Annotated in this window: 18 protein-coding genes; 7 read left to right on the forward strand and 11 right to left on the reverse strand. The window is 64.6% G+C overall.

What is annotated here, in order from left to right; all coding sequences use genetic code 11:
• Positions 1–21 precede the first annotated feature (21 nt).
• The 4 genes from EOA49_RS03550 to EOA49_RS03565 form a co-directional block, all read right to left on the reverse strand.
• Complete coding sequence (locus tag EOA49_RS03550; RefSeq protein ID WP_095776349.1) at positions 22–1,632, reverse strand: ABC transporter substrate-binding protein; 1,611 nt, start codon at positions 1,630–1,632, stop codon at positions 22–24.
• A 63-nt stretch (positions 1,633–1,695) separates the two neighbouring features.
• Positions 1,696–2,418, reverse strand: a complete 723-nt coding sequence (locus EOA49_RS03555; RefSeq protein WP_127240193.1) for an HAD-IA family hydrolase — start codon at positions 2,416–2,418, stop codon at positions 1,696–1,698.
• A gap of 238 nt (positions 2,419–2,656) precedes the next feature.
• Positions 2,657–4,030, reverse strand: coding sequence for an aspartate aminotransferase family protein (locus EOA49_RS03560; protein WP_095801048.1), 1,374 nt, complete (start codon positions 4,028–4,030; stop codon positions 2,657–2,659).
• A 14-nt stretch (positions 4,031–4,044) separates the two neighbouring features.
• Positions 4,045–4,884: a GNAT family N-acetyltransferase gene (locus EOA49_RS03565; RefSeq protein WP_095801047.1), complete on the reverse strand. Its 840-nt coding sequence runs from the start codon at positions 4,882–4,884 to the stop codon at positions 4,045–4,047.
• A 320-nt stretch (positions 4,885–5,204) separates the two neighbouring features.
• Here EOA49_RS03565 and EOA49_RS03570 point away from each other — a divergent pair, with 320 nt between their 5' ends.
• Together EOA49_RS03570 and EOA49_RS03575 are read left to right on the forward strand one after the other, a co-directional pair.
• Positions 5,205–5,873: a haloacid dehalogenase type II gene (locus EOA49_RS03570; protein ID WP_127239897.1), complete on the forward strand. Its 669-nt coding sequence runs from the start codon at positions 5,205–5,207 to the stop codon at positions 5,871–5,873.
• Positions 5,874–5,889: 16 nt separating this feature from the next.
• Positions 5,890–7,164: an FAD-binding oxidoreductase gene (locus tag EOA49_RS03575; protein ID WP_127239898.1), complete on the forward strand. Its 1,275-nt coding sequence runs from the start codon at positions 5,890–5,892 to the stop codon at positions 7,162–7,164.
• A 13-nt stretch (positions 7,165–7,177) separates the two neighbouring features.
• Here EOA49_RS03575 and EOA49_RS03580 read toward each other — a convergent pair whose 3' ends face one another.
• The 6 genes from EOA49_RS03580 to argE form a co-directional block, all read right to left on the reverse strand.
• A complete protein-coding gene (locus EOA49_RS03580; RefSeq protein WP_127239899.1) occupies positions 7,178–8,635 on the reverse strand; it encodes an NAD-dependent succinate-semialdehyde dehydrogenase in 1,458 nt (485 codons plus the stop codon).
• 18 nt (positions 8,636–8,653) lie between these two features.
• The gene (locus EOA49_RS03585; protein ID WP_127239900.1) at positions 8,654–9,697 is read right to left on the reverse strand and encodes a tartrate dehydrogenase; all 1,044 of its coding nucleotides are present in this window, start codon (positions 9,695–9,697) and stop codon (positions 8,654–8,656) included.
• A gap of 10 nt (positions 9,698–9,707) precedes the next feature.
• Positions 9,708–11,171 carry an aldehyde dehydrogenase gene (locus tag EOA49_RS03590; RefSeq protein ID WP_127243058.1) on the reverse strand — a complete coding sequence of 488 codons (1,464 nt, stop codon included), beginning with the start codon at positions 11,169–11,171 and terminating at the stop codon, positions 9,708–9,710.
• 149 nt (positions 11,172–11,320) lie between these two features.
• Positions 11,321–11,674 (reverse strand): cupin domain-containing protein, encoded by a 354-nt coding sequence (locus EOA49_RS03595; RefSeq protein ID WP_067328000.1) that lies wholly within the window; start codon positions 11,672–11,674, stop codon positions 11,321–11,323.
• Between the two features lie 23 nt (positions 11,675–11,697).
• Positions 11,698–12,621: a glyoxylate/hydroxypyruvate reductase A gene (locus EOA49_RS03600; RefSeq protein ID WP_095776343.1), complete on the reverse strand. Its 924-nt coding sequence runs from the start codon at positions 12,619–12,621 to the stop codon at positions 11,698–11,700.
• A 13-nt stretch (positions 12,622–12,634) separates the two neighbouring features.
• Positions 12,635–13,759, reverse strand: a complete 1,125-nt coding sequence (gene argE / locus EOA49_RS03605) for an acetylornithine deacetylase (protein WP_127239901.1) — start codon at positions 13,757–13,759, stop codon at positions 12,635–12,637.
• Positions 13,760–13,993: 234 nt separating this feature from the next.
• On the opposite strand from argE, the gene EOA49_RS03610 reads away from it, so the two are divergent.
• Positions 13,994–14,896 carry a GNAT family N-acetyltransferase gene (locus EOA49_RS03610; RefSeq protein ID WP_127239907.1) on the forward strand — a complete coding sequence of 301 codons (903 nt, stop codon included), beginning with the start codon at positions 13,994–13,996 and terminating at the stop codon, positions 14,894–14,896.
• A 52-nt stretch (positions 14,897–14,948) separates the two neighbouring features.
• Here the strand turns inward: EOA49_RS03610 and EOA49_RS03615 are convergent, their stop codons facing one another.
• A complete protein-coding gene (locus EOA49_RS03615) occupies positions 14,949–15,842 on the reverse strand; it encodes a LysR substrate-binding domain-containing protein (RefSeq protein WP_095801130.1) in 894 nt (297 codons plus the stop codon).
• A 167-nt stretch (positions 15,843–16,009) separates the two neighbouring features.
• Between EOA49_RS03615 and EOA49_RS03620 the strand changes: the two genes are divergently transcribed.
• From EOA49_RS03620 to EOA49_RS03635, 4 genes are read left to right on the forward strand one after another with little or no spacing between them, the layout of a single operon-like run.
• Complete coding sequence (locus EOA49_RS03620) at positions 16,010–17,410, forward strand: MmgE/PrpD family protein (protein WP_095801040.1); 1,401 nt, start codon at positions 16,010–16,012, stop codon at positions 17,408–17,410.
• Positions 17,400–18,641, forward strand: coding sequence for an FAD-dependent oxidoreductase (locus EOA49_RS03625; RefSeq protein ID WP_127217458.1), 1,242 nt, complete (start codon positions 17,400–17,402; stop codon positions 18,639–18,641). The genes EOA49_RS03620 and EOA49_RS03625 overlap by 11 nt, the downstream gene beginning before the upstream one ends.
• Positions 18,642–18,643: 2 nt before the next feature.
• Complete coding sequence (locus EOA49_RS03630; RefSeq protein WP_127239902.1) at positions 18,644–18,901, forward strand: sarcosine oxidase subunit delta; 258 nt, start codon at positions 18,644–18,646, stop codon at positions 18,899–18,901.
• Positions 18,898–21,747: a 2Fe-2S iron-sulfur cluster-binding protein gene (locus EOA49_RS03635; RefSeq protein WP_127239903.1), complete on the forward strand. Its 2,850-nt coding sequence runs from the start codon at positions 18,898–18,900 to the stop codon at positions 21,745–21,747. Before EOA49_RS03630 ends, EOA49_RS03635 begins: the two co-directional genes overlap by 4 nt.
• Position 21,748: the final 1 nt, after the last annotated feature.

The raw sequence follows: 21,748 nt of genomic DNA on the forward strand, positions 1-21,748 counted from the left end.
CCGGTCCCCTGCAGGCGCCTCTCAGGCTTCGAGCCAGAGGTATTCCGCCATTGCGTACCCCATCATGCCACCGAGCGGGTTCGCCTCCAAACCCTTCACCTTGCTGGAAAGGGCATCGACGTTGGAGATGTAAGCCGGGATGATGGTGCCTGCTTCCTCGGAGATCATGGTCTGCATCTGCCCGTAGATCTCCTTGCGCTTGGCCTGGTCGAGCAGGCCGCGCGCCTCGACGAGCAGCTTGTCGAACTTCTCGGACTTGTACTGGCTTTCGTTCCAGGGCGCGTTGGAGGCGTAAAGCAGCGAGAACAGGATGTCCGGCGTCGGGCGCGGATTGATGTTGCCGAAATGGACAGGCGCCTTGAGCCAGTAATTGTCCCAGTAGCCGTCGGATGGGACCCGCTGAACGTCGAGCTTCATGCCGATTTCCGCGCCGGCGGCCTGGATGATGACCGCCATGTCGATCGACGAGGTCGCGGCGTCCGAGGCGACCACCGGAATGGACTGGCCGAGCAGGCCCGCCTTCTTGAAGTGGAACTTCGCCTTGTCCGGATCGAAAGCCTTCGGCTTGAGGTCCGCATTGTGGAAGATGTTCGCCGGCGAGACGGGCTGGTCGTTGCCGATTTCGCCGAGGCCGCGCAATGCCGATTTCACGATCTGCTCGCGGTTGACGAGGTATTTCATGCCGGTCACGAAATCGGCCTTGCTGCCCGGATCCATGTCGAGCCGGATGTTGAGGTCCGTATAGTTCCCCGAGGTCGTCTTCGACAGTTCGAAACCCTGCTGGCTCTGCAGCAGCTTCATTGCGCGCGGATTGATCGCGGCAGCAAAATTGATATCGCCGGAAAGCAGGGCGTTGACCCGGGCGCTGTCGTCGCTGATGGCGATGAATTCGAAGGAGTCGAGATAGGGCTTGCCCGACTTCCAGTAGTTCTTGTTCTTGGTGACGACCGAACGGACGCCCGGTTCGAACGTCTGCAGCACGAAGGCGCCTGTGCCGTTGCCCTTGGAGAAGTCGGTGGTGCCGTCGGCCACGATCATGAAGTGGTGCAGCGCCAGGATGGTCGGAAGGTCGGCATTCGGATCGGCGAGGGTGATTTCGACCGTCGATTTGTCGACCGCCTTGAAGCCGGTCATCTGTGCGGCGATCTTGGCGACCTTGGAGCCGACCGACTTGTCGAGATGGCGCTTGAGCGAAAAGACGACGTCGTCAGCCGTCAGGTCCTTGCCGTCGTGGAAGGTGACGCCCTTGCGCAGCTTCACCGTCCAGGTCTTTGCGTCCTTGCTGTCGATGCTTTCGGCCAGTTCCATCTGCGTCTTGCCATCCTTGTCGAGGAAGGTCAGACGGTTGTAGAGCGAGCAGCAGCGGACATAGTCCGTGGAGAGCGATGCCTTTGCCGGATCGAGCGTGTCGGCCGTCGATGACGACCAGCCGGCCGCCTTGAAATTTCCGCCGGAGACCGGCGTGGCGGCGACGGCCTGCGTGGCACGGCCAAGCACAACGCCGCCCGCGGCAACCGCGGCGCCGCCCGCCAGCAGCATTTTGAGGAGTTCGCGGCGGCTCGCGCCTCGCCGGATGGCGTTTTCGACCATCGCATCGTCTGCTCCGGTCCAGTTGGTGATCTTGTCGGTCATGTCATTCCCCTTTCGTTGGTTGGTCAGGACGCGCGTCTTGCTGCGGCTTTTCCGGGCTTGGGTTCAGGTTCGTTCTTTCATGCTCTCCCGCACGGCCGCCGCAAATGCGGCCATCGAGGTGAAGTGGTAGTCCGGCACGGTGAAGCGCTCGGGCTCGATCGTGCCGCCATAGCCCTTCTTGGCATGACGGCGCTCGATCCAGCAGTTGGTCATGCCGAGCGCCCGGGATATGCCGATGTCGTGATGCTGGCTTTGCGCGACGTGCAGGATGTCGTCCTTGCTGTCGCCGCGCGACGCCACGAAATCGAAGACTTTCTGGAAAAAGGCGGGATCCGGTTTTTCCGTGCCGGTATCGTCGGCAGTGAAGGTGGCAAAAAAGGGCGATCCGAGCTGCTTCTCGAAATGGTCGAGAGCCCAGCGCCGGGCATTGGTCATGGCAATCAGCTTATGAGACGTCGCAAGGTCGGCCAGCGCCGCCCTGCTGTCGGAGAAGCCCTGCCAGACGCTGGCAGAGTCCCGCAGGCGGGCGCCGTATTTCTCCTCGGCCGGCAGGCCGAGCCGCGGTGCGATGACCATGTAGACACGTGCGAGATCGTCGGGGAACAGGTTCGCATCGGGCGTGTAGCGGGCCTGCCGGTAAAGGGCCAGCGCTTCTTCGCCGTCGATTGAGACACCGGCGTCCGCAGCGATCCCGGCCAGGCAGGTCGTTACGCCGCCTTCGAAGTCGATCAGCGTGCCGACCACATCGAAGGTCATGTATTTGAATTCGCTAAAGCCCCTGGCCAAGACTGGCTCTCCTCTGCGCGCGGCCGAATTACTGATGCTGAACAGAACAAAATTCCGTGCTGTCCGGGGCGTCGGCCTTTTTCAAAAGCCCGGAAATCCGGGCTTTCTGGCCTTGTCTTAAAAAGCAGTCTGGCACTTCCCCCGCGCTGGATTCGCCGAAAAGGCGCGAGGTAGCGGCACAAAATTGCGAAATCGTCTGCCGCGGCGATATTTCGAGATGCGAAAAATGCGTCGCCCTTCATGCAAGCGCCCGGCGGACATCGGCGTCGTCCAGCGTCTGGTCCAGCGTCCGGCGCGTGCGCTCGATGATCGCATCGATGTCGCCGTCGGTGCAGCAGAGCGGTGGGGCGTAGCCGAGAACCCCATGCGCGAAGGCGCGGATGATCAGGCCATTGTCCCACGCCCTGTCGAAGACGCGCCGCGCCGGCATGGCCGAGGCCGGAAGCGGCGTTTTCTTCTTTTTGTCGACCACCAGCTCGATGGCGGCAAGCATGCCGCGACCCCGCACATCGCCGACCAATGGATGGTCGCTCAAGGCAGACAAGCCCGCCATCAAGCGCGCGCCGGCCCTGGCGCCGTTCTCCAGAAGGCCTTCCTCATAGAGCTTCAGCACCTCGAGCGCGACGGCGGCGCTGACCGGATGGGCGGAATAGGTGTAGCCGTGGCCGACCGCCGAGGCGCCTGCGCCATCGGCGATGACGTTATAGACATGATCGGCCATGAAGACAGCGCCCATTGGCACATAGCCCGAGGTCAGGCCCTTCGCGGTGGTCATGAAGTCGGGAACGATATCCTCCTCCGTGCAGGCAAACAGGGGGCCGGTGCGGCCGAAACCGGTGATCACCTCGTCGGCGATGAACAGGATGCCGTATTCACGGCAGAGTTCGCGCATCGCCTTGATCCAGCCTTTCGGCGGGACGATAACGCCACCCGAGCCCTGGATCGGCTCGGCGTAGAAGGCGGCGACCCGCTCCGGCCCGATCTCCTCGATCTTCGCCTTCAGCGCGGCGAGCGATGCGGCGATGATCGCGTTCGGGTCATCGCCAACCGGATTGCGATAGGGATAGGGCGAGGGGATCTTGTGCTGCCATTCGAACGGAATGCCGAAACCGGCATGAAAGGCGGGCAGGGCGGTCAGGCCCGCGCCGACCACCGACGATCCGTGATAACCCTGCTCAATGGAAATGAACTGGTCGCGTTCAGGCTCGCCTCTGGCATTCCAGTAGTAGCGGACGAACCGGATCGTGCTGTCGACCGCGTCCGATCCCCCGAGCGTGAAATAGACGTGATTGAGATCCCCCGGCGCCCGGTCGGCCAGCTCCGAGGCGAGCCGGATGGCGGGCTCCGAGCCGAGATCGAAATAGGCGGTGGCGTAGGGCAACTCGCGCATCTGCCGGGCCGCTGCTTCGACGATGCTGTCGTGACCATAGCCGGCATTGACGCACCACAGTCCGGCGAAGCCGTCGAGAAGTTGCCGGCCGGACGCGTCGGTCACGGTAGCGCCCTTCGCCGATTTCAGCACCCGCACGCCGAGCGCCTCATGGCCGCGATATGAGGCGACCGGATGGATGAGATGGGCGCGGTCGAGTTCGATCAGGGAATTGGCGAGCATTGTTGTCCTCCGGGCTATCCGAGCGCCTGGTTGGCGAGGGCGTAAACTTTTGGCCTGGCCTGTTCGGCCCCATTCTTGGCCGGACGGTCCATAGCGACGCCGCCGCCGACATGAGCGAGGCCGATTTCTCCGAGCCAGCCGGCGATGCCGGTCCTGCTTTCGGTATCCACGCGCAGGAAAGCGCCAGGGCGAGACGCGGCGAAAAAGCTGATCAGGGCCTTGGCGTCGTCTGCATTTCCGGCGATGACGGGGCCGATCACCTCGCCGCGTCCGAACGGGCGGATTGCGGCATAGGCCGCGATGACGCCACTGCGGCGGATGACGGCGAATTCACCCCGCTCGGCCAGCGCATCGATCAAAGCTTCACGGTCGGCGCCGTAGGCGTCACGGTCCAGGGCCTTGATTTCCGGCAGATGGTGCGCGCCCGCGGCTTCCACACCGTCGGAAGCCTCAAGCGCTGCCACCTGGCCCTGATGCTGAAGAATCGTGCCCGAGGGCACGAAGCCAAGCTTCTCATAAAGAGGCATGCCGTCGGTCGTGGCGACGAGCCGCAGCGGACGGTCGCCGGCAAGGGCGAAGGCCTGTTCCATGAGCCGGCGCCCGAGCCCTTTGCCTCGCGCGTTCCTGTCGACGATCACCATGTTGATCATGGCGCAATCGGCGCCGTAAGGCGTTACCAGGATTGTCCCGGCGACCCGGCCCTGGTCGTCGAGCGCAACCGCGCCGCTCGAAAGCTGCAGCGCCATCTGCCAATCCTGCGGGCGATGCGGCCAATTCTCCTGCCGAGATAGCGCGACTGCACCCTCGATATGATCCGGCCCGAAGTCCTGGAGTTCGATCTCGCCTTGCTGCATGACGCACCTTTCAGTCTGACCCCAAGTCTCGATCATCGGTGCGCCGCAGATCGTCTGAAGGTCTCGACTTCGGCGGTATCATTCGCCGTTGCTGAGGGCGTGCGCCGCATCTTGTGCTGGCCCCTATGGAACTGGATGCGTTTAGCGCCTCGACCGGCGGCATCCTTCGACGCTCAAGATGCTACAGCGTGCCAAACGGAACCGCGGATACGGAACTTTCTGCTTTCGGCAGGCGCTTTTCGGTCAGGTAGGTCGCTTCCTGCCGGCCTATGATGAAAGACGTCCCAACGCGGATGTGCTTCCACCGGAGATCGACGGATATGGCTTCTTTCAGGCCCAAATACATCACCTTCGACTGCTACGGCACGTTGACCAATTTCCAGATGGCGGAGGCGGCGCGTGACCTCTATGGCAGCCGACTCGACGAGCCGCGCATGCAGGCGTTCATCAAGAACTTCGCGGCTTACCGGCTCGACGAGATCCTGGGCGACTGGAAGCCCTATGCCGACGTCGTCCACAACGCGCTCGAGCGCGCCTGCAAGCGCAACGGCGTTGCCTTCAGCCCGGACGACGCCACGATGGTCTATGAGCGTGTCCCGACCTGGGGACCCCACGCGGACGTTCCAGCTGGCCTGGCGAAGGTTGCCAAGGAAATTCCGCTGGTCATCCTCTCCAACGCCATGAACGCGCAGATCATGTCCAATGTCGAGAAGCTCGGCGCGCCATTCCATGCCGTTTACACGGCCGAACAGGCGCAGGCCTACAAGCCACGCTTCAAGGCTTTCGAATATATGTTCGATAGGCTGGGCTGTGGCCCGGAGGATGTTCTTCACTGCTCGTCCTCGTTCCGCTACGACCTGATGTCGGCGCATGACCTCGGGATCAAGAACAAGGTCTGGGTCAATCGCGGCCACGAGCCGGCCAACCCCTATTACGGCTATGTCGAGATCACCGACATTTCCGGTCTTCCGGGCGTGGTCGGGCTTTGAAACTGACGGATTGCAAATGAAGCTGGTCTCCTACTGGCACGACACCGCTCCAGTTTTTTCCGGCGGGGCGCACGGCCCGGTCGAGGGACACTACGACGCCGCCATCATCGGCGGCGGCTTCACCGGCCTCGCCGCCGCCCGCCAACTGGCGAAGGCCGGCGCCAAGGTGGCGGTGCTGGAGGCGGAGCGGGTCGGCTGGGGTGCGTCGGGACGCAATGGCGGGCACCTGAACAACGGCCTCGCCCACAGCTACCTTTCGGCCAAGGCGGAACTCGGCAAGGAGCGCGCGATCGCGCTCTACCGGGCGCTGGACGATTCCGTCGACACGATCGAGGCGCTGGTCGCCGAGGAGGGCATCGACTGCAACTTCCGCCGCGCCGGCAAGCTGAAGCTCGCCTCCAAGCCGCAGCATTTCGAAGCGATCGCCCGTAACTTCGAGGCCGTCCATGCCGAGGTGGATCCGGATACGGCGCTGCTGTCGCCGAACGATCTCAAATCCGAGATCGGCTCGCCCTTCCATGGCGCGATGCTGTCGAAGAAGAGCGCCATGATGCATATGGGCCGCTACGTGGCCGGGCTGGCGACGGCCGCGGTTCGCCATGGCGCCGTCATCCACGAGAATGCGGCGGTGACGGATCATAGGCAGTCGGGCACGCGGCATCAGCTGACCACCTCCCGCGGCCGCATCAGCGCCGACAATGTGCTGGTGGCGACCGGCGCCTACACCACGCCGAATTTCGGCTATTTTCGCAGCAGGATCATTTCCGTCGGCAGCTTCATCATCGCCACGCGACCGCTGAGCGACGCCGAGATCGCCGCGACCATGCCCGGCAACCGGACATGCGTGACCTCGATGAACATCGGCAACTACTTCCGGCTTGCGCCGGACAAGCGCCTGATCTTCGGCGGCCGCTCACGCTTTTCGGCGACATCGGACCAGCGCTCCGATGCCAAGAGCGGAGAGATTCTGCGGGCAAGCCTCGCGGCGATCTTCCCGCAGCTCGCCAGGGTGGAGATCGACTATTGCTGGGGCGGGCTGGTCGACATGACCAAGGACCGCTTCCCGCGGGCCGGCTACCATGACGGGGTCTGGTACGCGATGGGCTATTCCGGCCACGGCGCCCAGCTTTCCACCCATCTCGGCATGATCATGGCCGATGCCATGCTTGGTCGCGCGGACCGCAATCCGATGAAGGGGCTCGAGTGGCCTGCCATTCCCGGCTATTCCGGCAAGCCCTGGTTCCTGCCGATGGTCGGTCTCTACTACAAGGCGCTCGACCGGATCCAGTGATCGGGGCTGGGGTTTAACCCAGCCCGCCCATGTGGAAGCTCTTCAGTTCCAGATATTCCTCGATGCCGGCCTGCGCGCCCTCGCGCCCGAGGCCGGACTGCTTGACGCCGCCGAAGGGGGCTATCTCCATCGAAACCGAGCCGGTGTTCAGACCCACCATGCCGAACTCCAGCGCCTCGCCGACGCGCCAGGCGCGCTTCAGGTTCTCGGTGTAAAAGTAGGAGGCAAGCCCGTAAGGTGTGCCGTTGGCAAGCGCGACCGCTTCCTCTTCCGTCTCGAAACGGAAAAGCGGTGCGACCGGACCGAAAGTCTCCTCGCTGGCGAGTTCCATTTCGTTTGTCGCACCGGCCAGCACCAGCGGGGCGACATATTGAGGACCCTCCGGCAGCACCGGCTTCTCGGTGACGATCGTCGCGCCTTTGGCAAGCGCGTCCTCGACGTGCCGATTGATTTTCTCGACCGCCGCCATGTTGATCATTGGGCCGATGGCGACACCGGGCTGCGTGCCCGGTCCCACCGTCAACGCATTGACGCGGGCGCTGAGCTTGGCGGAGAAGGCGTCATAGACTCCGGCCTGGACGAGAATGCGGTTGGCGCACACGCAGGTCTGGCCGCCATTGCGGAACTTCGACGCCAGCGCCCCCTCGACGGCGAGGTCGAGGTCGGCGTCGTCGAAGACGATGAAGGGCGCGTTGCCGCCGAGCTCGAGGCTGAGCCTTTTCACGCTGTCGGCCGCTCCGCGCATCAGCAGCGAGCCGACCCTGGTCGAACCGGTGAAGGAGATCTTGCGCACGGTCTCATTCGCCATGATCTCGTTGCCGATCTCGGCCGGCATGCCGGTGACGATGTTGATGACGCCGGCGGGAATACCCGCGCGTTCGGCGAGCACGCCGAGCGCCAACGCCGAATAGGGCGTGAACTCGGAGGGCTTGATCACCACCGTGCAGCCGGCGGCCAGCGCCGGCGCAACCTTGCGGGTGATCATCGCATTGGGAAAGTTCCAAGGCGTGATGATGCCGCACACGCCGACGGGTTCCTTCAGGACGATGATGCGGCGGTCTGATGTAGGCGAGGGGATGGTGTGGCCATTGATCCGGCGCGCCTCCTCGGCGAACCATTTGACGAAGGACGCTCCGTAGTGGATCTCGCCTTTGGCCTCGTCCAGCGGCTTGCCCTGTTCCGTGGTCAGGATCAGTGCGAGATCGTCCAGATGCTTAAGCATCAGACCGTGCCAGGCCTCCAGCATGGCGGCGCGTTCGGCGTGGGTCTTTTTTTTCCAATCCCGATAGGCGGAAGCCGCGGCCTCTATGGCCGCGCGGGCCTCCGGGCCGGCCATGTCGGGCACTGTGCCGATCGATATCTGTGTTGCCGGATCGATCACATCGACCGTTCTGCCGGAACCTGCCGCGACCCATCTGCCGCCGATCAGACCGGCCTCGCGGAAGAGAGTTTTGTCTTTCAGGCTTTTCATCGAAAACGACCTCGCAAATCAGGTGAGCGCCGCGACAACGGCGGATGTGATGGCGTCCGTACGATCTTTGCCGGCCGTGGTTCCCACCCCTCGCGCCGTTGTCGCTTCGATCGCGTTCATGATGCGGCCGGCTGCGTCCTTTTCGCCCAGATGTTCAAGCATCATTGCGCCCGACCATATGGCGGCGATCGGGTTGGCGATGCCGAGGTGGGCGATGTCGGGCGCGGAGCCGTGCACCGGCTCGAACATGGACGGCGCCGAGCGGTCGGGGTTGATGTTGGCGGAAGCTGCGTAGCCGAGCCCGCCCTGGATCGCCGCGCCGATATCCGTCAGTATGTCGCCGAAGAGATTGGAAGCGACGACCACGTCGAGGCTCTGCGGATCCATGATCATGCGCGCAGCGAGTGCGTCGACATGATAGCTGGTCACGTCGACGTCCGGATAGTCGGCGGCCAGCTTTCGCGTGATCTCGTCCCAGAACACCATCGAATATTTCTGCGCGTTGGACTTGGTGACGGAAGCCAGCCTGCCGCGCCGCGCCCGTGCCTGCTCGAAGCCGGAGCGCAGGATGCGCTCGACCCCGGCCCGGGTGAAGATCGAGGTTTCCACCGCGACCTCGTCCAGCGTGCCTTGATGCACACGTCCGCCGGCGCCGGAATATTCGCCTTCGGTGTTTTCGCGGATGCACAGAATATCGAAGCTCTCGGCTCGCAGCGGCCCCCTCACACCCGGCAGCAGCCGGTGCGGCCGGATGTTGGCGTATTGCACGAATGCCTTGCGGATCGGCAGCAAAAGTCCATGGAGCGAGACGGAATCCGGCACCTCCGTCGGCCATCCGACGGCCCCGAGCAGGATGGCGTCGAAGCGGCGCAAGGTCTCGATGCCGTCCTCGGGCATCATGCGGCCGGTTTCCTTGAAGAAACGACAGGACCATGGCAACTCGGTTCCGGTCAGGGCAAAGCCGGAGTGCTTGGCCACGGTTTCCAGCACCGTCCAGGCGGCGGCGGTCACATCGCGACCGATGCCATCACCGGGGATCAGGGCGATCGAGTGGGTCTTCATTGGCATCTCTTCACAGGCTGATCAGGACACTCTTGGTCCTGCGGTTGGCGAGATAGGCCTCGCGGCCAAGGTCCTTGCCGATGCCGGAGCGCTTATAGCCGCCGGTCGGCAGAATGTGGTCGCGCGAGCGGCTGTAGCGGTTGACCCACACGGTGCCCGCTTCGAGCTTGCGCGCGAGACGGATCGTGCGAGACAGATCCGCGGTGAACAGGCCGGAAGCCAGTCCGTAGGTCGGATGGCTGGACAGCGCGAGCGCCTCGTCTTCGGTCTCGAAGGTCTGGACTGTTAGGACCGGGCCGAAGATTTCCTCGACGATCGCCGGATTGGCCTGGTCGACATTGGCGATCAGCGTCGGCTCGTAGAAATAGCCGGGGCTGTCCATAAAGGTGCCGCCCGTCAGGCATTCGCCGCCGCCCTCGAGCGCGGCCCGCACGATGGCGTCGACACGCCCCCGCTGCCGTTCCGAGATGATCGGCGAATACTGCGTGGTCTCGTCCCAGGTCGGGCCGGGCTTCACCGCCTTCACTCGCTCAAGGATGGCCGCCGTCAGGCTGACGCTCACACTCTTCTCGACGATCAGGCGCGTGCCGGCCACGCAGGCCTGGCCGGCATTGAAGGTGACGCTGCCGGCGATTGCTGCCGCCGCCTTGTCGAGATCGGCATCGGCAAAGACGAGCTGCGGGCTCTTGCCGCCGAGCTCCAGCGTCATCGGCCTGATGCCGGTGCGGGCGACGTTCTCCATGATCGCCGAGCCGGCGCGGGTTGAACCGGTGAAGCTGACCTTGGCGATCTCGGGATGGCCGGTCAACGCCGTGCCGGTCGTGGGACCGTCGCCGAGCACCACGTTGATAAGTCCTGCCGGCAGGCCGGCTCTGACGGCGAGCTGCGCCAAATGAACGGTCGAGAACGGCGTCATTTCGGACGGCTTCAGCACGACTGCATTGCCCGCGGCCAGCGCCGGGCCGAGTTTCCAGCCGGCCATCGAGATCGGAAAATTCCAGGGCGTGATCGCGGCCACGACGCCATAGGGTTCGCTCATGATCATGCCGAAACTGGCGTCGTCGGTCGGCGCGAGTTCGCTGCCTTCCTTATCGGCGAACTCGGCAAAGAAGCGGATCTGCTCGGCGGTCACGGCGATGTCGCCGGCGGCGAGCTGGCCGACGGGCCGGGTCGAGGACAGTGCCTCGATCCTGGCGAGCGTTTCGGCTTCCGCTTCCATCAAATCGGCCCAGGCGTGGAGCGCCCTGGTGCGCTCGCGCGGCCGGACGCCGCCCCAGTTGCTGGCTTTCAGCGCCGCCTTGGCACTTTCCACCGCCCGGTCCACCAAGTCCGCACCGGCCACGGGGCAAGCGGCATAGGACTTGCCATCGGACGGACGGCGCATTTCGATCGCACCCCCGGCCGAAATCAGCTCTCCATCGATGAAGTGGCCGACGGGAAGCGAGATTGTATCGGGATCGAAGCTCAGGCTCATGGGCAACCACTCGGCAGCATCGGCCTCAGCCTAGCCCGTGCCGACACGCAGCATGCGCTGTTCGGCGATCCGCCGCCGACGAATGTTGCGTGCTGGGGACAAGAGACGGCAAAATCTTCCGCGGCGGTCAGGGCCTGCGCGGGCGCTCGCTAGCCCACTGTGACGTAGATCTTGCGCACGGTCTCGATGGTCTTCCAAACACCCGTGAAGCCCGGCTTCATGACGAAGCTGTCGCCGGCCCGGTAGGTCACCGTTTCGCCGGCGTCGGGCGTGATTTCGACCACGCCGGCGAGGATATGGCAGAACTCGAAGGTTTCCCCCTTGATCGAGCGCGTTTCGCCGGGCGTGGCCTCCCAGACGCCGGTATGGACAAGGTCGTCCTTGGCCACGTCCTGCGCCCAGGTTTTGAAGGCGGGATTGCCGGCAATGAGCCGCTCCGGCAGCGCGGTCGATTCGCGGGGCGAAAAGCTCGGGTTGATATCGATGGACTTGAGCAGGGACAAAGGATGGCCTTTCCAGTTGAGTTTCAATAACCGCGCGACCGGTCGACGAGCCCGATGGGATCGAGCCCGGCGCGGTGGCGCTTGATGTTGTCGATGACGGCCTGGGCGGCGGTCGCGGGTTGGGTCACGCTGGCTATGTGCGGAGTGAGGATGATCTTCGGATGCGACCAGAACGGATGTCCCGCGGGCAGCGGTTCGGGATCGGTCACGTCGATCATCGCCGACGACAAATGGCCGCTATCGAGCGCGGCGACAAGCGCTTCGTGATCGAGCTGCGGGCCTCGACCCGTATGAACGAGAGCCGCCCCGTCAGGCAGTTTCGCGAACAGGCCGGCGTTCAGAAATCCGCGCGTCTCCTCGGTCAGTGGCAGCAGGCAGATCAGTATGTCACTGGCCGCCAGCATCTGCTCCAGCCCAAGCTCGCCATGATAACAGGTCACCCCTTCGAGCCGCCGCGGGGAGCGGCTCCATCCGGAGAGCTGGAAGCCGAAAGGTTTCAGCCGGTCGAGGACGGCTTGGCCAAGCTGTCCGAGGCCGAGCACGCCGATCCGGCGCGACGCGGCTTGAGGCTGAGGGATGTCGCGCCATTCTCCGGCGCGCTGCTGCGCCAGATAGGCCGGCAAGTTGCGGTGGAGCGCAAGCACGGCGAGCGTCACATACTCCTGCATCATGCGCACGATGCCCTCCTCGACCATGCGCACGATCTTCACCGGCGCGGGCACCGCGTCGAAGCGGAACTGATCGACGCCGGCGCCGATGGAGAACAGGATTTCGAGGTTGGTGTAGCGGTCGAGGTTCTCCGGCACCGTCCAGGTGATCAGGTAGCGCACTGCGTCGGGATCGACCGTAGCGGCATCGATCGTGAAGGGGAGGTCCGGCAACTCCTTAGCGAAGGCCTCGGCGAAGATCGCGCCACGCCGCGCGTCGGAATTGAAGAGGAATGTCATTCCGGCTGCTCCTTCAGGCCGCGCATCGCGCGCCCAGCGCCTCGATCATCTGCTGGCAGGCGGCGAGCTCGCTGGCGAGAATATATTCGTCCGGCTTGTGGGCGCGCCCGATATCGCCGGGGCCGCAGATGATCGCATCGAGCCCGGAGCCTTGGTAAAGTCCGGCCTCCGTCCCGTAGCTGACGGCGGCTAAAGGCGCTTCGCCGGTCAATTCGCGCAGCAGTCCCGCCAGAGCCGAGTCTTGCGGCAGCGACAGCGCCGGATAGGCGCTAATCGGCTTCCATTCAACAACATAGCCTTGAGCGGCAAGAGCTTCAGCCCGCGCCTTGACCGGGGTGAGCAAGCCAGCCGGTTCGATGCCCGGTATTGCGCGCGCCTCCAGGCCGAGCGTGCAGCTGTCGGGGATGATGTTGACCGACTGGCCGCCTGCGATCACACCGGCCTGCAGCGAGGAATAGGCCGGCTCAAAGGTTGGGTCGGACGGGCCATGCATCAGCCGCTCCGCTTCACTCACGGCGGCGCTCAGCACATCGGACATCGCATGGATGGCGTTAAGCCCAAGATCCGGTCGCGAGGAGTGGCCGGAGCGGCCGCTGATGATTACGCGGGCGGCCGCCTTGCCCTTGTGGCCGCGCACGGCGCGCATGCCGCTCGGCTCGCCGACGATGACGCCGAGCGGCTTGGCGCAAAGCTCGGGCAGCCCGGCGATCAAATGCGGCACGCCCCGGCACCCGATCTCCTCGTCATAGGAGAAGGCGAGGTGGATCGGTCTGGCGAGGCGCAGCCGCACAAGCGCAGGCACGGCGGCGAGCGCGGCGGCGAGAAACCCCTTCATGTCGGTGGTGCCGCGTCCGTAGAGCCGTTCGCTCTCCCGGCGCAGCGAAAAAGGGGCCGAACTCCATTGCGGCTCGCCGGCGGGGACGACGTCCATATGGCCGGATAGGATGTAGCCCGGAACCTCGGCCGGGCCGATGGTGGCGAAAAGATTGAAACGGTCGCCCTCTGGCCCTGGGAGCAGGGTGACCTTCGCGCCTTGTTCGGCGAGATGAGCCTCGATCCAGCCGGCAATGTCGCCGTTGGGCTTGCCGGCGACCGACGGAAAGGCGACGAGACGGTCGAGGATGTCGAAGACGTCCATTGCAGCCCTCAAGGCATTTAGGGTTCGCCGGCATCGATGCCGCATGCTGGCGAATTTCCGCAGAGGATGGGTGCGTTGCCACGCGATTGCATGCCGAAAGCGGAAGTGTTTCAGTTGAATCTTGCGTTGGTGCACGGCTTTCGAGCAAATCCTGTGGGGTTTGCTTGTCTAGCGTTGGCGGGCACGGGTCAGCGGTCTGCTCGCCCGTTGATTTTTGAGGGTTCTTTCAGGGCCATGGAAGTGAAGCCGTCCGAAAGCTTGAAAATCGATGCCTTCTCGATGCGTATCGGCGACGTCCAAGATGTCGACCTGGAGAGGTTGCACGCGCTCTCGCTGTCGGTGGGATGGCCGCATCGCGCCGAGGACTGGCAATTCCTGCGTGAATCGGGCCAAGGCTTCGTGGCGCTCGATGAGATCGGCCGGGCTCTCGGTTCGGCCATGTGGTTCCCGCATGGCGCCAATTTCGCCACCGTGGGGATGGTCATCACCTCGCCGCGGCTTCAGACGCAGGGGGCGGCGCAATGGCTAATGAAGCGGATCTTCGACAGGATTCCCGGGCGCGATCTGCGCCTCAACGCAACCCGTGCTGCGCGGCGGCTTTATCTCTCTCTCGACTTCCAGCCGGAGAAGACCGTCTATCAATGCCAGGGCATCGCCCGCGTGCCGACAGCGGGCCGGCCGACGGAAGGGCGCGGCAACGTCCGGACCTTGGACGCGGGCGATATTGCGGCGGCGATCGCGCTGGACGCGGCGGGATTTGGCGTGAGGCGGACAGCGCTCGTTGAAAAGCTCTTCGGGCATTCGGCCGGCTATGGCCTTTTCGACGGGAACAAGCTGACCGCTTTTGCCCTCTGCCGACCGTTCGGACGGGGCCATGTCATAGGGCCGGTGGTGGCGGGAAGCGACCCCGACGCCCTGGCGGTCGTCAGGCCGCACGTGGCTGACCATTCGGGATATTTCCTCAGGATCGACACGCACATGGACAATGGCGAGTTCGCCGCCTTCCTGTCGCACAGCGGAATGCCGGTCTTCGACACGGTGCTGACCATGTCGAAGGGCAAATGCCTCGCCGATTTTTCCGACGGCGGCTCGGCTAGGCCGAAGACCTATGCCTTAGCAAGTCAGACCCTCGGGTAGTTGTCTTCGGATTGCTTCCTTCCCCCGGACGGATGGTTGCCGAGCCGTCAGCCTAAACGGCTTCTACATGGGCGTTGGCTCGTTCCATGATCCACCCTCTGACGGTCCTCACCACGCTGCCTTTCGAGAGCTGGCTCTCCGAAAGATAATAGGTCCATGGACTGGCGGCTCGCACGGGGAAAGGCTCCACCAGAAGCCCGCGGCTGATATAGGTTCTCGCCAGCGAATATTGCGTGGCGACGCAGCCCGCGCCCATTGCCGCCAGTTCCAGCGCAATGTTCGAGGCGTTCGTGGTGATGCCTTTCTCATAATCCGAAATGTCGATCTGCAGCGCGTCGCCCATGCATTGCCAATATTCTTGGCGGCCATGCACGAAGATCCAGTCGACGTTGAGGATATCGCGCGGCGAGCGCAGCCCTTTCGGGCCGGACAGCAGGCCGGGTGCGCAGAGGATGGCGAGCTGGTCGTTCCACAGCGGAACGCCACTCGGCGGGCGGTCGTCGAAGCGGCGGGTCGAGATGGTGATGTCGGCGATCTGCTCGCTGAGGTCTTCCCAGATCGTGCCGTGCAGAACGACCTCGATCTCCGGATGGATTTGCCGGAACGCCGCCATGCAGCCGGCCAGCCAGTTTTCGGCCAGGCTCATTGGGCAGGAGATGACGACCGTCCTGTTGCGCGAGGAGGCGACGATCGCCTCCGTGGCGTGATCGATCTGGTCGAGCGCCTGCCGCAGCGTAGGCAGGAAGGCCTCGCCCATTTCGGTCAGCTTCAGGCTGCGCGGATAGCGCACGAAGAGCTGCCGGCCAAGATAGTGTTCCAGCCCCCGCACATGATTGCTGACCGCCGCCTGGGTGTAGCCGAGCTCGCTGGCAGCGAGGGTGAAGCTGAGATGCCGCGCCGAACACTCGAACGAGCGGATATAGTTCAGTGGGGGTGGCGGCTTCATGCGATCGCTCCTTGGCGAAGCGAAAACTAGACCGGCTTCGTTGGCCTCCGCAATCGCCTTGACCCCGATTTTTTTGTGCGATGGCGCCAAACTAATTACGTGCCTGGCCCATGAGACCAAATTATTCGTAGTTATCTTGGAGCGATCGGGACGCGAAAGGTGGCGCCATGGACCAGCGGACGGCGGAAGGTGAGTCTGCTTCCACCGTATTTGCCCGTGTTGCCGACTTCGTGCTGCGCAGGTCGGCCGGCGCGTTCCCGCGCGACGTTCTGAAATCGGCAGCCCTCCAGTTCCTCGACACGATGGGCATTGCCATCGCCGCCGGCCCGATGCAGGCCGGACAAATCGCGCGCGATGCCGCGGTTATGCTCTACGGTTCCGGCGCCGACCGGCACGCGGCGAGGATGATCTTCGACGGCAGGCGCGCCAGCATGGCCGGCGCCGCCTTCGCGGCGGCGACCCAGACCGACAATCTCGACGGCCATGACGGTTACCCGCCGACCAAGGGGCACATCGGCGTGGCGGTTATCCCGGCGCTGCTTGCGCTCGCAGAAGAAAAGCCTGAGTTGACCGGCCCCGAGGCGCTGGCCGCGATCGTCGTCGGCTATGAGATCGCGGGGCGGGCCGGCATTGCGCTGCACGCAACCGTCTCCGATTATCACACCTCCGGCGCGTGGAATTCTCTTGGCGTGGCGGCGGTCGCGGCCCGCCTGCTTTCGCTTGACGACGATCAACTGCGCCATGCTTTCGGCATCGCCGAGTATCACGGACCGCGCAGCCAGATGATGCGCGAGATCGCAACGCCGACCATGCTGCATGACGGCTCAGGCATGGGGGCGCTGGTCGGCCTGTCGGCCGCCGTGCTTGCCGAAGCCGGTTTCGCCGGCGCGCCGGCGATCACGGTCGAGGCGCCGGAGGTCGCGGCACATTGGGATGACCTCGGCCTGTTCTGGCAGATGACCCGGCAATACATAAAACCGTATCCGGTCTGCCGCTGGGCCCACGCGGCGATCGACGCGACGCGCGCGCTTTGCCTGCAGCATGGGCTTCGGCCGGAAGACATACGCAAAGTCCATGTCAACAGCTTCCACTATGCGGCGACGCTGTTTGCCGGCATGCCGGACACGACATCAAAGGCGCAGTACAGCCTGCCCTTCGCCGTGGCCACGATGATCCACTATGGTCGAATCGGCGTGGAGCACATTTCGGGCTCGGGTCTGCGCGATGCCGCCGTCGCGGATTTGCTGAAGCGCGTCGAGGTGAACGAGGCGGCGAAGCACAGCGACCGTTTCCCCGCCGGGCGCTGGGCCGACGTGCAGATCGAGACGGTTGACGGCCGGCAGCTGGAGTCCGGAGATGTCCACGCACGCGGCGGCCCCGAAGCCCCGTTCAGCGAAGACGATATCGTCGCCAAGTACATCGAGTTTGCGTCGCCCGTTCTCGGCTCGACCAGGGCCGCCGCGATCCGGGACGGTATTCTCGGCCTGACCGACGCCGACCACCGGTTTTCCGAGGTGACCGCTCTGGTCTACGATCCTCCTGGCGGCCAGGGCAGCCATGCCGCTTAGGCTTCTCAAATACGGGCTTAGCCGCGACTATCCGGTGACGGGCGACATTCCTGCGACGCCTGAGCTGAAGCCGTCCTATGACGTGGTCATCGTCGGTGGCGGCGGGCATGGCTTGGCCTGCGCGCATTATCTGTCGAAATACCATGGTATCGCCAGCATCGCGGTGCTCGAAAAAGGCTATCTGGCCGGCGGCAATACCGCACGCAACACCACGACGATCCGCTCCAATTACATCACCCAGGAAGGCGTCGCCTTCTACAAGGAAGGCGTTTCGCTCTTCGAAGCGCTGTCGCAGGAACTCGACTTCAACGTCATGTTCTCGCAGCGCGGCCAGCTGACGCTCGCACACACGGAAGCGACGCTGCGCGCCTTCCATCTGCGCGCCGAGATGGGCAAGCATATGGGCACGCGCACCGAGGTGATCGACGCAAAAGAGGTCGAGAAGCTGGTGCCCGAACTCAACATGGATCGCGACGGTGCGCTCGAGATCCTCGGCGGCCTCTGGCATGCCGATGCCGGCACGGCCCGCCACGATGCGGTTGCCTGGGGCTTCGCGGCGCAGGCCTCGCGCCGCGGCGCCGAAATCCACCAGCGCACCGAAGTTCAAGGTTTTGAGGTCGAGAACGGCCAGGTGCGCGCTGTGGTGACGAACCGCGGACGGGTCGCCTGCGGCTCCGTGCTCATCGCCGCCGGCGGCATGAACTACGATGTTGCGATGATGGCCGGCGTGGAACTGCCGATCCGCTGCTACCCCTTGCAGGCAATGGTGACGCAGCCGCTGAAGCCCTGGCTGCACACGCTGGTCTCGTCCGTATCGCTGCACACCTATCTGGTGCAATCCTCGCGCGGCGAGATCGTCATCGGTGGCGGCTCGGATCCGTACCAGCTCTATTCGACCCGCTCGACGCTGGACATGAAGGAGCATCTGGCGGAAGGCGCCGTGCATCTCTTTCCCTTCCTGCAAGGTGTGCGGGTGCTGCGGCAATGGGCCGGCATCACCGACATGACGCCGGACTACAGCCCGATCATGGGCGCCAGCCCTCTCGCCAATCTGTGGCTCGATTGCGGCTGGGGCACCTGGGGCTTCAAGGCGACTGCGGTCGCCGGCAAGCGCATGGCGGAAACCATCGCCAGGGGTCGGGTTCCCGACCTGCTGAAGCCGTTTGCGCTGGAGCGCTTCGAGAAGTTCCGACTGCTCAATGAAATGGGCGCCACGGCGGCGAGCCACTGACCATGAAGCTGCTTGACTGCCCCATGAACGGCCCGCGCAACATCGACGAATTCCAGTCCTTCGGTCCGCTGCGGCAGAGGCCCGATGCGGACGCTGCCGCCGACGCTGAGTGGGCAAGGCATCTCTTCCGCGCGGACAATCGAAAAGGTGTGGTGGTCGAGTGCTGGCGGCACGTGCCGAGCAACTTCTTCTTCCTCGCCGAGCGCGACGTCGTCACCAACGAGATCATCCGCACCTACGCCATTGGGAGCCGGCCATGACGCGGCTTGGCACGCCATACGGTTCGCGCCTCGACCGGACGCGGCCTGTCCGCTTCACCTTCGAAGGCAAGGCTTATCATGGCTTTGCCGGCGACTGCATCGCCAGCGCGCTGGCGGCCTCGGACCAGTGGGTCCTGTCGCGCTCGTTCAAATACCACCGGCCGCGCGGCATCATGACCATGGCCGGCGCGGAAGCGAACACGCTGGTGCAATTGCCGTCGGAGCCGAATGTTCCCGCCGACCTGACGCCGCTCCAGGACGGCATGATGGTGACGGCGCAGAACGTCAACGGCTCCCTGGAAAACGACCGCGATGCGGTGATCGACCGCTTTGGACGTTTCCTGCCGGTCGGCTTCTACTACCGCACCTTCATGGGTCCGAGACAGGACAGCTGGCTCCGCTTCTGGGAGCCGATGATCCGTCGCAAGGCGGGGCTCGGGATCGTCGACGTCAAGGCGCCGCATCTGAGTTTCGACAAGGCGCATCTTCACTGCGACCTGCTGGTCGTCGGCGCGGGGCCGGCGGGTCTATCGGCTGCGATCTCGGCCGCACAAGCCGGCGCCGACGTGCTGTTGTGCGACGACAATCCCGAAATTGGCGGTTCGCTGACCTATCGCCGCTGCGATCCGGGCATATTGTTCAGTCTGGCAGCCAAGGCAGCCAAGCTCCCCAATCTGCGCATTATGACCGGCACCATCTGCAACGGCTGGTATGAGGACAATTGGCTGCCGCTGATCCAGGGCAACCGGCTCTACCGAACCCGCGCCCGCGAGGTTGTCCTGGCGACAGGCGCCATCGAGCAGCCGGCGGTGTTCCGCAACAACGATCTGCCTGGCATCATGACCGGCGGCGCCGTGCAACGATTGCTCCGCCATTACGCGGTGCAACCTGGCCGGCGGGCCGTCGTGCTGGCCGCCAATGACGATGGCTACGACTCCGCGCTGGATCTGGTCGAGGCTGGCGTCGAACTGGCCGCGATCGTCGATGCTCGGCCAAATGCCGGCGACCGCGCCGGTGAGCTTCGGGCCAGGGGGATAGGGATCCTCGCAGGCGCCCCGATCGAGGAAGCGTCCGGGACGCGCGGCAACAAGCATGTGACGCGGGTCCGCATTGGCAGCCGCTGGATCGACTGCGATCTCGTGGCGGTCTCCGTCGGCTCGGTGCCTGCCTGGCAGTTGCCCTGCCATGCGGGAGCGATAGTTGGCTACGACGATGCGACGGCGCGAATGACGCTCAGTCTGCCGGTGGGCGCGGCCGTCCGGCTGGCAGGCGCCGTTGCCGGCAAATCGCGGTTGCAGTCTGCGATGGCCGACGGCCGCCGCGCCGCGCGCGAGGCTCTGGAGCGGCTCGGCCACGGCGATCCTCCTGACGTGCAGAACGAATACGAGCCCGAGCCAGCTGCCTGGGCACAACCGCTCGCCGGCAACGCAAAAGGTCGCGACTTCGTCGATTTCGATGAGGATCTGCAGGTCAAGGACCTCAGGAATGCGGTCAAGGAAGGCTATCGCGAACTCGAACTGGTGAAGCGCTTTTCCACCGTCGGCATGGGGCCGAGCCAAGGCAGGCATTCGGCGCTCGCCACGGCGCGGATTGTCGCCGAAGCGACGGGGCGCGGGGTTGGCGAGGTGGGCATCACCACGGCGCGGCCGCCGACCGGACCGGAGAAGCTCGGCGTGCTCGCCGGCCATCACGAGCCGTTGGAGCGGCGCACCGCGCTGCATGCGCGCCATCTCGCACTCAACGCTCGCATGAAGCCGATCGGTGCCTGGTGGCGGCCGTATTTTTACGGGCCGGAAGACCGGATAGACCGCCTGGTCCGCGAAGAGATCGCCGCGGTCCGCAACGGCGTCGGCATGCTCGACGTGTCGACTTTGGGCAAGCTGGAGATCCGCGGTCCTGACGCCGGCGCCTTCCTCGATCGGATGTACACGATGGCGCATGCCAACCAGCGCGTCGGCCGGGTCCGCTACTGCCTGATGCTCAACGAGATGGGGACGGTTATCGATGACGGCGTCGCCTATCGTCTCGCCGATGACCTGTTCTACGTCACCGCGACGACCGGCGCCGTCGCCCGCGTGCAGGCCGACATGCTGTTCTGGAATGCGCAGTGGCGGCTGAAGGTCGACGTGCTCAACGTCACGGCAGCATTTTCCGGCATGAACGTCACCGGCCCGAAGGCGCGTGAGGTCTTGCAGGCGCTAGATGGCGACATCGATTTCTCGCGCGACGCTTTCCCCTATCTCCACGGGCGCGAAGGCATGCTGGCCGGCCTGCCGGTGCGTGTGATGCGGATCGGCTTCACGGGCGAGGTGAGCTACGAGCTGCACTGTCCTTCGAGCTATGCGGTCGCGCTGTGGGACGCTTTGTCCGAGGCCGGCAAGCCGCATGGCTTGCGTCCCTATGGACTCGAGGCCTCGCGCATGCTGCGGCTTGAAAAGGGGCATATCCTGATCGGCCAGGATACCGACGCGCTGACCACGCCCAACGAGCTCGGTTTCGGCTGGGCGGTTTCGAAGAAGAAGCCCTTCTTCGTCGGCAAGCGGTCAATCGAGATGCGGACGAGGCTTGGCGAAACGCGCCGGCTCGTCGGCCTCTCTTTCGAGGGTGCAAGCAACATCCCCGGCGAGTCCTGCCTGGTGCTGCGCGGCGGCAACCCGGTTGGGCAGATCACTTCGATTGGCTTCTCGCCAACGCTTGGCCACACAATCGCGCTGGCCTATGTCCATATCGACGACGCTGCCCCTGGCAGCAAGGTCACGGTGAAGTGTCGCAGCGGCGAATTGGTGCAGGTGCCGGTGGTCGGTCACGCCTTTTTCGATCCGCAGAACGTCCGGCAGGAGATGTAAA

The sequence above is a fragment of the Mesorhizobium sp. M1A.F.Ca.IN.020.04.1.1 genome (assembly GCF_003997315.1).
In the GTDB taxonomy this organism is placed as follows: Bacteria; Pseudomonadota; Alphaproteobacteria; order Rhizobiales; family Rhizobiaceae; genus Mesorhizobium.